The following is a 12,361-nucleotide window of genomic DNA, read 5'->3' on the forward strand; positions in this document are numbered from 1 at the left end:
GTTACCTGCCTGTACCGGTGGAGCTGACCGAGCTCAAGAAGGGCGGCGGCTCCGTGAAGTGCTGCATCGCCGAGCTTCGGCCTTACCGCCACCTGCGTCCACTGTGGAGCATCCGTGCCGAATGTGTACCGACTCATCGCCCAGGACCTGCTGCGCCACCACCCCGGCCGCACCGCGGTCGGCCTGCTCGGGCTCGCCGCGTCGATCGGCTTCGGGCTCGCCGCCCCGATGGCCCTCGCCACCGTGATCGACAGCATGTCCGGCCGCGGCCCGGCGGCCCGGCCGGTGCTCGTCCTGGCGCTGGTGCTCGCCGGGGCGCTGGCCGGATCGGCGCTGGCCAGCCGCGCGTCGGCCGACCGGGCCAGCGCCACCACCGCCCGCCACCGCGGCGCGGCGTTCACCGCGGCGCTGCGTCGACCGCCGTACGACGCCGGCTTCCCCGACGGTGAGCTACTCGCCCGCTGCTCGTCCGACGCCGAGACCCCGGCACGGATCGCGAACATCGTCCTGAGCTCGGCCGTGACGTCGGCGGGTGGCCTCGTCGCGTTCGTGCTGCTGTGCACCATCGACTGGCGCAGCGCCGTGGTCGTCGCCGCCGAGCTCGCCGTGTCCTGGTTCGTCGTCCGGGCGTTCCTGCGCGGCAGCGCCGAACCCGAGGCCGGCTACCGCGCCGCCCGCGGTGCGCTCGCCGACCTCCTCGTCGACGCCCACCGCGGCGCCCGAACCATTGCCGCCCTCGGCACCCACGACCGGGAGCTGCGCCGCGTCCTCGCCCCGCTCGCCGACCTGCGCGCGGCGGGCCGCCTGTCCTGGCGCGCCCAGCGCGACGTCGGCTGGCGCATGGGCCTGCTCGACCCGCTGCTGAACGCGGTCGTCCTCGCCGTCGCCGGCCTCAGTGCGGTCGCGGGCCGGCTGGGCCCCGGCTCCGTCCTGGCCGTCCTGCTGTACAGCCAACTCACCCTCATGGTGCTGGAGCAGGTCGACTCGCTCGCGGCCGGGGTGCGCGCCCTCGCGGGGACCCGCCGCCTGGCCGAGCTGCTCGCCGCCCCACCCCCCGACCCGGGTGGCACGGTCCGCCTCCCGTCCGGGCCGGGCCGGCTGACGTTCGACCGGGTGCGGCTCGACGGCCGCGGCGGCGACGTCTCGTGCACGATCCCGGCGGGCGCGCACGTGGCCGTCGTCGGGCCGTCCGGGTCGGGCAAGTCGCGGCTCGTCGCGCTCGTGGGGCGGCTCGCCGACCCCGACGCCGGGCGGGTGCTGCTCGACGGTCACGATCTGCGGTCGATGCCGGCGGACGACGTGCGGGCGGCGGTGGCCTACGCGTTCGAGGAGCCGAACCTCTTCGGCGCCACGCTCGGCGCGGCCATCGCCGCCGGTTCGGACCTGCGCGACGACGACGTGGTGCGGGCGGCCCGCCTGGCCCGCGCGGACGCGTTCGTGCGGCGCCTGCCGGCCGGCTACGAAACCCCTCCGGGCGACGCGCCGCTGTCCGGCGGCGAACGCCAGCGGCTCGGGCTGGCCCGCGCGTTCGCCCAGCCCGCCCGGGTCCTCGTCCTCGACGACGCCACCAGCAGCCTCGACACCGCCACCGCCGCGGAGGTCGCGCACGCGGTGCGGGACGCCTGGCACGGCCGCACCACGCTCGTGGTGACCCATCGGGCGGCGACGGCAGCCGCGGCCGACCTCGTGCTGTGGCTCGACGCCGGCCGCGTCCGCGGCTACGCCCCGCACCGGGCGCTGTGGTCCTCGCCCGGATACCGCGCGCTGTTCGGCGCGGTGGAGCACGACCCGGTGACCCAGGGGAGCGCGGCATGACCCCCGGTGCGGTGGGCGGTGGTTCCGTCCGGGACGGGTGGCGGCTGTTGTGGGGCGTGCTGCGCCGACGGCCGCGGCCGTTGCTCGCGGTCGGCGGGCTCGTGGTCGTGCTGGCGGCGCCGACGACGCTCGCCGGAATCGCCGTCGCGCACGCGCTCGACGACGGGTTCTTCGCCCATCGGGCCGGGACCGGGCTGCTCTGGGTCGCCGTGCTCGTGCAGGTGCGGCTGGTCGCCGCGGTCGCCGGGCGGCTGCTCTTCCCGCCGCTGGTGCGGGTCGTCGAGCCGCTGCGCGACGAGCTCGTCACCGCCGTGGTCACCGCGGGGCTGCATCGAGCCATGCGCCAGGACGCGCCGGTGCCGGGGGCGGCCGTGCGGCAGGCGGTCGACGAGGTCGAGCAGGCGCGCATGCTCGTCGCCTCGGTGCTGCGCAACGCCCATGCCACCGGCTCGGTGGCGGTCGGGGCCGTCATCGGGCTCGCCGTGCTGGATCCGGCGATCCTGCTCGTGGAGCTGCCGTGCCTGGTCGCCTCCGTGGCGGGTTACCGGCTGCTGGTCCGGGCCGTGCTGCGCCGCCAGCGCCGCTCCCTGCTCGCCGAGGAGGACCTCGCCGAGCACGTGGTGAGGACGCTCGGCGCCCGGCGGGACGTCACCGCCTTCGCCGCCCAGGACGCGGCGGCCCGGCCCGTGCTGGAGCGGGTCGAGCGGGCCCGGCTGGCGGCGCGGGCGCTGGGCCGGGCCGACGCGATGCACGACGGTGTCGTCGGTGTCGGCGTCGACCTGGGTCTGGTCCTGCTCCTCGCCCTGGCCCCGGTCCTCATCGGCCGCGGCCGCCTCGGCACCGGAGAGCTCGTCGCCGCCGTCTACTACGTGATGTTCGCCCTCGGCCCAGCGCTGCGCTTCCTGGTCTACGGCGGCGCCGGGTGGCTCGCCGAGCTCCTCGGCCTCATGACCCGCCTGAGCGACGCCGTCACCGCCGGCGGCCCGCCGGTCCGGACGCCCGGACCTTCCGGCTCACCGGCGCGGCCGGTGGTGGTGGCCGAGTCGGTCGGTTACGCGTACTCGAAGGACGCCGCGCCCGTGCTCGACGGGGCCGGGTTCACCGTGCCGTTCGGCGCGCACGTCGCGGTCGTCGGGCCCAGCGGCGCCGGGAAGTCCACGCTCGCCGCGCTGCTCTGCGGCGTGCGTGAGCCGGCCGGTGGCACGGTCCTGGTCGGCGGCGCGCCACCGGCGCCGGGATCGGGCGTGCTGGCGCTGGCGCCACAGGAGCCGTACGTCTTCGCCGGCACCGTCCGGGAGAACCTCGCGTACCTCGCGCCGGCGGCCTCCGACGAGGTGCTGCGCGACGCCGCCGACGCGTTCGGGCTCGGACGGCTGGACCTCGACGAGCGCCTCAGCGCCGGCGGGGCCGGGCTGTCGGCGGGGGAGCGGCAGCTGGTGACGCTGGCCCGCACCTACCTCGCGGCGGCCCCGGTCGTCGTCCTCGACGAGGCCACCTCGCACCTCGACCCCGACGCCGAGCTGCGCGCGGAGCTGCTGATGCGCCGCCGCGGCGGCACGCTCATCGTCATCGCGCACCGCATCAGCAGCGCCACCCGGGCCGACTGGGTGCTGCTCGTCGACGCCGGCAAGGTCGTCGCCGGGCCGCACGACCGGCTCGTCGACCGCAGCCCGCGCTACCGCCAGCTCGTCGGGCTCTGGGAGCCGGAGAAGGGAACGTCCGATGGCATCTGACACCACCGTCGCGCCGTCCGGGGCGCACGTCGATCCGTGGACCGGGCAACCGGCCCGGCGATCCCGCCGGGGCGCGATCGCCGCCGCCACGGCCGTCGCGGTCGCCGTCGCCGGGCTCGTGCTCGCCGCCGACGTGGTCGCGTACCGGCGGTTCGGGCCGCAGCCGGAGCCGCGGATCCCTGGGGTCGAGCGGCTCGTGATCCAGGACCGGTTCCACACCACCGATCCGGTGCCGTACGACCGGACCCCACCGGCCGGCGGGCCGCACGCGCCGGTGTGGCTGAACTGCGGTGTCTACGCGGCGCCGGTACCAGCGGAGAACGCGGTCCACTCGCTGGAGCACGGCGCGGTGTGGGTGACCTACCGGCCCGACCTCCCCGCCGGCCAGGTCGCGGCGCTGCGGCTGCTCGGGCGCCGCCCGTACACCATCGTGAGCCCCTATCCCGGGCTCCCGGCGCCGGTCGTGGCCACGTCGTGGGGCCGGCAGATGCGCCTGGACGCCGCCGCCGACGATCGCCTGCAACGGTTCCTCGACGTGTACCGCGAGGGGCCGCTCACGCCGGAGCGGGGAGGCCCGTGCCACGGCGGCACGGGCGCTCCCCTGACGTGATCAGCGGTGGATCGCGTACGGCGTGACGTGCACCTCGAGGGTCCAGCCGACGGCGAACAGGTCCCGGTTCACCGGGTCGCCGGCGATCGCGGTGAGCCCAGACGCGGGCTGTCCGTGACCGCCGGCCGGGTCGGACGGGTCGTGCCCGGCCTGCTGGTCGGTGGTGAAGCGGACACCGTCCCAGTGTTCGACGTGGACGGACTCGGCGTCGAGCGTGCCGGCGACGTAGCCGGTCATCCAGACGTCGTCGGCGGCGAACGCGACGACGCCGGTGAGCCGGGTCGCGGTCTCGTCGCTCGGCACCACCTGCCAGCCGCCGGCACCCAGGTGCAGCGCGAGCGGCGTGCAGTCGTCCTCCCCGGTACAGCGGGCGCCGACCACCCAGACGTCACCGTGCGCGGCGGCGCTCACGTCGTCGAACGCCACGTCGCCCGAGCCCGGCAGCGGAGGCAGCTGCCCCGCCACCGTCCACGCGGTGCCGTCCCAGTGCAGCAGCAGCCCGGAGGTGCTGCCGTCGGGCTCCGTCTGGCGGCCGGCCGCCCACACGTCGTCGGCGGTCACCGCGTGGACCGCCGTGAGGCTCCCGTCGATCTCGGGCGCGGCCACGGCCGTCCAGGAGCCGCCCTGCCAGCGCAGCACGAGCGGCTGCCCGGTGCCCCGGGCGGTCTTCCCGACGGCCCACCCGTCGGAGGGGGAGAGCATGTCGAGGTCCTCGACGGTGCCGGCCGGCACGGCCGACGGCACGCGCTGCCAGCCGGTCGCGGTGCCGTGCAGGAACACTGGGGCGGTGGAGGCGTCGGTGCCGGCCGCCCACACGTCGTTCGGGCCGGTGGCGTCGACCGTGCTCAGCCCGTACTGGCCCTGCGGGCCGGTGGGGACGGGCAGGTTCGGGGTCATCCAGCCAGTGCCGTTCCAGTGCGCGGCGATCGGGTGGCGCTGGCCGTCCGCCTGTTCCCCGACCGCCCAGGCGTCGTTCGCCGACAGCACCGCCACGTCGTTGAGCTCGGCGGCGGTGACACCGAAGCGCAGCGGCACCGCCGGCGCGGCGGACCACTTCACCCCGGCGCCGGCGTGCGCCGGCTGCGCGCCGAGCAGCGCGGCTGCGACGGTGAACGCGACGGTCATCGACCGTTTGGCTTGCATGAGCATTCCTCTCGTTGTGCGGGTACGCAGCCATCGTGGAACGGCGGACAGGCCCCCGGCGGCGGGGAACGCCCGTAGGTTCTTGCGGGCGGCTACCCATGTTCTGTGCCGGTCTCCGCCTCGGCGGCGAACCCGGCGAGCCGGCCCCGGTCCGGCAGCCCGGTCTTGGCCAGCAGGTTTCCCACGTGCTTCTCGACGGTGCGCGGCGACAGGAACAGCCGCCGGCCGATCTCGGCGTTGCTCAGCTGCTCGCCGACGAGCGCCAGCACCTCGAACTCGCGCACCGTGATGCCGAGCTCGCGGGCGGTCGGCGGCAGGACCGCGCTGCCCTGCCGGTGCTGAGGGACCGGCGCGCCGGCCCGGCGCAGCAGGTCCCGGCAGGCGCGGGCGACGTGCGGGGCGGAGTCGTGGAAGTGCGCCTCGGCGGTGCGCAGCCACGCCACCGGCTCGCCCCAGCCGCGCTCGACCGCGTCGTCGGCGACCAGGCGCAGCCCGAGGAACCGCGCCATCGGGAAGCGCTCGGAGGACGCCAGGAACGTGGCCATGCTCGCCGCCGCCTCCGCCGGCGCACCGGCCCGGGCCGCCGCCAGGGCCTCGGCGAGGTGCAGGAACTGCCGGTTCCAGCCGGCCTCGGCCTGCGGTGAGGCGGCGAAGGCGGCGCACTCGGCCCGGCCGGCCGTGCCGTCGCGGACCGACAGCAGCAGGTGCGGGGCGTTGATGAAGGACACGTAGGAGGTCGGTTGGTGCGACTCCTGCGCCACCGACCGGGCCAGCTCGTCGCGGGCGAGGTCGTGCTCCTCGTACAGCAGATGCCCGAACGCGAGACCGACGCCGTGGACCGCGGCGGAGAAGTCGTCCTCCTCCCCGCCCAGGTCGCGGAAGCGGGCCATCAGCGTGTCGACCTCGCGCCGCTCCGCGCGGTGCGCGGCCGCCATGATCCGCACACCGAGCGCGATCAGCCGCGAGTGCGTGAGCCGCAGCCGCGCCGCGGTCTCCTCGCAGCGCCGGGCCGCCACCTGCACCTGCGCGTACTCGCCGCGGCAGATCCGCGCCATGCACAGTTCGATCTCGATGTCGAGCGCGGTGACGACCGCGCCCGCGTCCCGCGCGACGGCGAGCGCCTCCACGAGCCGGTCGACGTCGCCGTCGCGGATGCCGTCGTGGGCGCCGATGTTGTACAGCAGCCCGATCCTGCGCGCGGCCAGGCCGTGCTCGTCGGCGAGGGCGAGCCCGCGCCGGTACAGCTCGTCCGCCTCGGCCATGTCGTGCAGCCGGGCGCACCGGCCCAGCGTTTCCAGCGCCCCCACCGCCACATCAGGTTGCCCGGTCGCGCCGGCCGCGTCCAGCGCCCGCTGGGCGAGCTCCCGTGCGCTGGCGCGCCGGTCCGCGGTCGGGTTGCCGAACGCCAGGCGCGCCTCCACCTCGTCGACGCGGGCGGCGACGGCCGGATCCGGGTCCGGGCCGAGCAGGTCACGCACCACGGCCACCTGCTCCAGGCCCGGCAGCCAGTCACCGGCGGCGGCGGCCACCCGGGCCAGCCGCAGATGGATCTCGGCATGGCCGCTGAACCGGGCGGCCACGGCGTGGGCGTCCTCGATGCGCCCCGCGTCGGCGTACCCGTCGACCAGCGCCACGACGATCTCCGGCCGTGGCCCGGACCCGCCGGTGCCGGCCAGGCTCAGGGCCCGTTCCAGCAGGGCGATGCCGGTGCTCAGGGCGCCTTCGGCGGTGGCCTGGCGGCCGGCGGTGGCGAACCGCGTCGCCGCCTTGAGCGGCTCGCCGGCAGCCGACCACAGTTCGGCGGCGAGCAGCGGCCAGCCGTCGGGGGCGGCGGCCTCGACCGCGGCGGCCGCGCGGCCCGACAGCAGCGCGCGCTCGACCGGCAGCAGCTGGGCGCGCAGCACCTCGGCGGTGAGCATGTGGCGGAAGTGGTACTGCGCGGGGTCGTCCTCGTCAGGGACCAGCAGTTGCGCCCCGACCGCCTCGCGCAGGCAGGCCACCAGCGCGAGCCCCGCGACGTCGGCGATCGCGCCCGCGGTCTCGGCGCGGAACCGCCGGCCCAGCAGCGCGGCCGCGTGCAGCATCGCGCGTGCCGGTCCGCTGAGCCGCTCGACGCGGCCGGCGAGCGTGGTGGCGAGTGTGGCCGGCAGGGTCGCGTCGACCGGGCCGGACAGCGTCCAGCCGCCGTCGTCGTGCACCAGCACGCCGTCGCCGACCATGCCGGCCAGCAGCTCCTCGACGTGCAGCGGCACGCCGTCGGCGATCGTCGCGAGCCGGGCGAGCACCGCCGCCGGCACCTCCTCGTCCGGCGCGTCGAGGCAGGCGCCGGCCAGCAGGCGGACCGCCTCCTCGTCGAGCCGTCCGAGCGCGACCAGGTCCGCCGACCGCCGCTGGCGCGCGGCCCGGAACAGCTCGACCGCGCTCCCCGGCGCGGGCCGGGTGGTTCCGAGGATCAGCAGGTGCTCCGCCGCGACGTTGTCGACGAGGTAGTCCACGACGGCGAGGGTCTCCGGGTCGGCCTCGTGCAGGTCCTCCAGCAGCAACAGGCAGCCGCGCGGCCGGCCGATCGTCACGGCCAGGCGCAGCACCGCCTCGGCCAGGACGACGAGCGAGCCGTCGGCGCCGTCGGGCCGGTCGGTGCGCCACTCGGGCACGAGCCGGGACAGCGCGGCGTGGTAGGGCACCAGCATCGGATCGTCCGGCGGCCCGTCGTGGCGCAGCACCGGCAGCACCGCCTCGCGCAGCGGCCGGAACTGCATCGCCGGCGAGACCGCCCGTCCCTTGAGCACCCGCAGGCCGGCGGCCTCCGCGCACCGCGCGGCCTCGGTGGCCAGCCGCGTCTTGCCGATGCCCGCGTCGCCGACCAGGAACACCGCGCCGCCGCCCCCGCGCACCGTGGCGTCGACGGCCGCCCGCAGCACCGCCAGCTCCGCGGACCGCCCGACGAGCGCGGGCCCGCCGAGGCGCACGGTGCCCTTCCCGCCGCCGCGAGGCCGCTCCTCGACCCGGTCCCGCGCCGTGGCGAGCAGTCGCTGCTCGGCCGGGCCGGCGCCGAGCGCCTGGATCAGCGCGTCGAACCGGTTCGTCGGCGGCAGCGTCTCGCCCGTGAGGTACGCCCCGATGACCGAGCTGGACCAGCCGGTGGCGGCGGCCAGCTCCCGGTAGGTCAGTTCGCGCTCACCCTGGCGCCGCGCCTCCCGGCGGCGCAGCTCGCGCAGCAGGCGCGCCAGCCCTGCGAGGGTGTCCACGGCGGCGATCCGGGCTGGATCGAGGTCTCCGGTCGTCTCCGTCGTCGTTTCGGCCACGCCTCCCCTTTCATGCATGCGCGTCAATGCGTGCACGGCTTCGCCATTGGCGTCGCATTGCCCCCGCGCTATCTTTGACCAGCCGGTACCGGGCCCGGTTGCCGAAATCCGGACGCATATCCGACTGTGTGGCATGCAATGCACGGGAATTGACAGCCGTCGACCACGCGGCTTTACCACAATGTGCTGACGGCGCCGGTGAAGCGGGCCACCGCCCCTGTCGGCACCGTGGCATGATGGCCGGCGATGACGATCGAGCGTGACGACCCACTGCCACGGATCGACAACCTCACCTGGGCGGACGTCGACCCCTCCCGGCACCCGTTCGACCCGGACACCGTGCTCGACGTCGTGCGCGCGAGGGCTCCGGCGGGTGGCGTGCCGGCGCCGTTCCGGCGCTGGGAGGCCCGGCCGTCGCACGGGTTGACGACCAGCCGGGTGCCGTTGGCGGTGGCGCCGTTCTGGGTGTCCAGGCAGAGGTTCGACCTGAGGTCGACGATCGAGCCGTCGCCGCGTGCCCACCATTTCTGGTTGGTCCACGGCGAGCCGGCGCAGTCCCACACCTGCACGGCGGCGCCGGGCGCGGTGCCAGACCCGGGTGCTGTTGCCGGTCTGTCCGGCCGGGGACGTCGAGGCACTTGCCGAGCGCCTCGACCGCGCCGTTGGACTGCTGGGTCCAAAGCTGTGCGCCGTTGCCGTTGCACGTGTACAGCTGCACCGCGGTGCCGTTGGCCCGGTCGGCGACGTCGACGCACAGGCCGCCGGGGCCGGTCACCGGGCCGCCGGTGAGCGCGGCGGCGTTGAGCGCGACGGGCGCACCGACGACGACCGTGTCGATGTCCGCGCCGCCGCCGGTGGCGTTGGCGAACGACTGCTGGTTGCCGGTGCCTTCGCGCAGCATGACGGTGACCGGCACGGCGTTGGTCACGTCCCAGCCGCCGGTGGGCGGGAACCCCACCACCGGAGCCACCGTCGCCGCGATCGCCGCCCGGTGGGGCTTCACCGGCAGCCGCTTCAGCCGGCACTACCACGCCACCTACGGCGAACCGCCCAGCCGGACGCTGCGCGGATGACGCGGCGCCGACCGGCTCATTCGGGATGGTTCGCGGTGCCGGAGCCGGTCAGGAACGGGCTGGTGACGCCGGTGTAGCCGAGGTGGAGGATCATGCCGTTCGCGGCGTGTTCGAGGTCGTGGCAGTGGTCCATCCACAGGCCGGGGTTGTCGGCGCGGAACGCCACCCGGAAGGTCTCGCCCGGGCCGACGTCCAGGGTGTCCACCCACCACGGGCTGCCGGTGGTGGCCCGGCCGTCGCGGGACAGCACCAGCATGTGGTGGCCGTGCAGGTGCATCGGATGGTGCTGGCCGCTGCGGTTGACGTAGGTCACCTCGACCAGGTCGCCGTCGGCGACCATGAGCATCGGCACGTCCGGGAACGAGGCGTCGTTCAGGGTGTACCGCACCGCCGGCCGGCCGTCGTAGAAGCCGAGCCGCTCGTCGATGCGCAGGACGAACCGCCGGTCGAAGTGGCTGCCCGCGGCGAACGGGGTCGCGGCCGGGGTGCCGTAGCGGGCCGGGTCCAGCAGCGCCGGCTCCTTCGCCGCACGGTCCGGGCCCGCGTCGCCGCTCGGGCTGTAGACGATGCCCGGCCCTTCCGCGCGCAGCGTCACGGGGGCGTCGGGCATCGTGAACTCCACGTCGTAGCGGGCGCCGCCGCCGACGAGGATCCGGGCCCCGGGCAGCACACCCGGCTCGTGCACGTCGGTGCCGTCGATCGCCACGACGCGCACCGGTGCGCCGGTCACGGTGAACGTGGCGGGCTTGCCGTCGGAGTTGACGAGCCGCAGCCGCACCGGCCGGCCGGCCGGCACCGACCGCCGTTGCACGCCGGCGGCCAGGCCGAGCGTCGCCACCCCGTCCTCGTCGCCCCACGTGTGCCGCAGCACCGTCTCGTCGACCGCGTCCTGCCGCGCCGGCACGTCCCGGGGCAGCACGACCAGGGCGCCGAACAGGCCGCGCCGCACCTGCACGGAAGCCATCTCGTGGGAGTGGTACCAGTACGTGCCGGCCCGCGATGCCCTGAAGCGGTAGACGAAGGTGGCCCCCGGCGCGACCGCGTCCTGCGTCACCCCGGCCACCCCGTCCATGGCGTTCGGCACGTCGACGCCGTGCCAGTGCACGGTCACCCCGGCCCCGGGCAGCCGGTTGACCAGCGTCACCTCCACCAGGTCGCCCTGCCGCACCACCAGCTGCGGCCCCGGCGCGACGCCGTTGAACGTCCACGCCGCCACCTGTGCGCCGGAGTCCAGCCGTACCGTGGCCGCCTGCGCCGTCAGCGTGAACCGGCGCACCGCCGCTTCGCCACCGTCCGCGCCGGTCAGCTCGGTCACACTGATCCCGCCGGAGTGCTGGTGCCCCGCCACGGCGCCGCCGCCGTCGTCCACGGCGCCGCCGCTCATGCTGCTGCGCGCCGGCAGCGCGCTGGCCATGGACAGGCCCACCGTCGCCGCGGCCACCGCCACGACACCGACGGCCGCCCGCACCGCTGCCCGCCACCGCCCGGCCCGCTCCGGCCTGCGCGGCAGCCTCCGGTACGCGTAGCCCATCGCCGAAGCCGCGACGATCGCGACGCCGGTGACCGCCGCGGCGCCCACCCCGGCCAGCTGCGCCATCGCCGCCACCGACACGATGCCCGCGGTGCCGGCCACCGCGCCCGCCCCACCCGGCCGCCGCCCGGTTGGGCGCAGCCACACGAGGTGCGCCGTCGCCGCCGCCAGCAGCGCCGGCACCACCCACACCAGCCGCGGCCCGGCGAACTCCCACCCCCAGCGCAGCAGCACCAGCCCGGCCGCGACCCGCAGCACGGCCGCGCCGAGCAGCACCGCGAACGCCACCGCCGACGTCCGAGAGTGCCTCCCCGTCGCGGCCCACCACGCCACCACCGCGACCGGCAACTGCACCAACGCGATCACCATGTCGGCGTAATGCACCCACAGAAACATCAGACCCCCTCCACCCGGCACGAATTTGCACAGCCGTGCCGCGTCCCGCGGACCATACCCCGCGATCCTGAGGAGCCGGCCTCACGCATCGGCCTCCGCCGAACACTCATGTCCGGGTGCGAGGTGGCCGGCCGACGTGCGGCGGCAACAGGGCGCGGGGTGCAGGAATCACCCGGTTTATCGCCCGGCTGACGGGCGGGCCGACGTGCATTCCGGCGGCGGGAGGGGTAGCTGAGTTGTAAGGACGACGCAGATGAGCTTTGGAGGTGCGTCATGTCCGAGGTATCGAGCTACCGGACGATCTCGGAACATCCGGACGTCGCCGAGATGCGTGAGCGCTATGAGCGAATCACCGCCAGCGGCCAGGCGATCGTCGTCGACGGCCTCGTGCTGCTGGCGGGCGCGTGGCTGGCGATCTCCCCGTGGATCGTGCACTTCAACACGTCCGCGCCCAGCGTGACGATCAACAACCTGATCCTGGGGGTCATGGTGAGTGTGATCGCGCTCGGCCTGACCTGGGCGCCGGCGCGGATGTACCGGCTGAGCTGGGCGATGGCCGCGATCGGCGTCTGGGTCATCATCGCGCCGTTCGTGACCCGGCAGTGGAGCGCCGGCGTCATCTGGACCAACGTGGTGACCGGCGGGCTGACGCTGCTACTCGGCCTGGCGGCGGTGGGGATCCTGTTCACGACGGGCCGGACCGGGACCGGGGCCCGGACGGGCGGCGGCAGACCGACGGGGTCCGAGCGTCAGCG

Annotated in this window: 8 protein-coding genes and 2 pseudogenes; 5 read left to right on the top strand and 5 right to left on the bottom strand. The window is 75.8% G+C overall.

Annotation, left to right across the window (positions count from 1 at the left end):
• From AB0I21_RS43165 to AB0I21_RS43180, 4 genes and pseudogenes are all read left to right on the top strand, one after another.
• Positions 1-83: pseudogene (locus AB0I21_RS43165) on the top strand (amidinotransferase); the annotation flags it as partial.
• Positions 84-114: 31 nt separating this feature from the next.
• The gene (locus AB0I21_RS43170; RefSeq protein WP_360569529.1) at positions 115-1,815 is read left to right on the top strand and encodes an ABC transporter ATP-binding protein; all 1,701 of its coding nucleotides are present in this window, start codon (positions 115-117) and stop codon (positions 1,813-1,815) included.
• A complete protein-coding gene (locus tag AB0I21_RS43175) occupies positions 1,812-3,548 on the top strand; it encodes an ABC transporter ATP-binding protein (protein WP_360569531.1) in 1,737 nt (578 codons plus the stop codon). Before AB0I21_RS43170 ends, AB0I21_RS43175 begins: the two co-directional genes overlap by 4 nt.
• On the top strand, positions 3,538-4,158 hold the full coding sequence (locus AB0I21_RS43180) for a DUF3105 domain-containing protein (protein WP_360569533.1): 621 nt from the start codon (positions 3,538-3,540) through the stop codon (positions 4,156-4,158). Before AB0I21_RS43175 ends, AB0I21_RS43180 begins: the two co-directional genes overlap by 11 nt.
• On the opposite strand, the gene AB0I21_RS43185 is transcribed toward AB0I21_RS43180, so the two are convergent.
• From AB0I21_RS43185 to AB0I21_RS43205, 5 genes and pseudogenes are all read right to left on the bottom strand, one after another.
• Positions 4,159-5,301 (bottom strand): hypothetical protein, encoded by a 1,143-nt coding sequence (locus AB0I21_RS43185; protein WP_360569535.1) that lies wholly within the window; start codon positions 5,299-5,301, stop codon positions 4,159-4,161.
• Positions 5,302-5,393: 92 nt separating this feature from the next.
• Complete coding sequence (locus AB0I21_RS43190) at positions 5,394-8,606, bottom strand: AAA family ATPase (protein ID WP_360569537.1); 3,213 nt, start codon at positions 8,604-8,606, stop codon at positions 5,394-5,396.
• A 173-nt stretch (positions 8,607-8,779) separates the two neighbouring features.
• A complete protein-coding gene (locus AB0I21_RS43195; protein ID WP_360569539.1) occupies positions 8,780-9,244 on the bottom strand; it encodes an RICIN domain-containing protein in 465 nt (154 codons plus the stop codon).
• 29 nt (positions 9,245-9,273) lie between these two features.
• Positions 9,274-9,324 (bottom strand): annotated as a pseudogene (locus AB0I21_RS43200) (hypothetical protein); the annotation flags it as partial.
• 371 nt (positions 9,325-9,695) lie between these two features.
• Positions 9,696-11,606 carry a multicopper oxidase family protein gene (locus AB0I21_RS43205; protein WP_360569541.1) on the bottom strand — a complete coding sequence of 637 codons (1,911 nt, stop codon included), beginning with the start codon at positions 11,604-11,606 and terminating at the stop codon, positions 9,696-9,698.
• A 273-nt stretch (positions 11,607-11,879) separates the two neighbouring features.
• On the opposite strand from AB0I21_RS43205, the gene AB0I21_RS43210 reads away from it, so the two are divergent.
• On the top strand, positions 11,880-12,361 hold a 482-nt coding region (locus AB0I21_RS43210), incomplete at its 3' end, for an SPW repeat protein (RefSeq protein WP_360569543.1).

This window comes from Dactylosporangium sp. NPDC050588 (genome assembly GCF_040654975.1).
In the GTDB taxonomy this organism is placed as follows: Bacteria; Actinomycetota; Actinomycetes; order Mycobacteriales; family Micromonosporaceae; genus Dactylosporangium; species Dactylosporangium maewongense.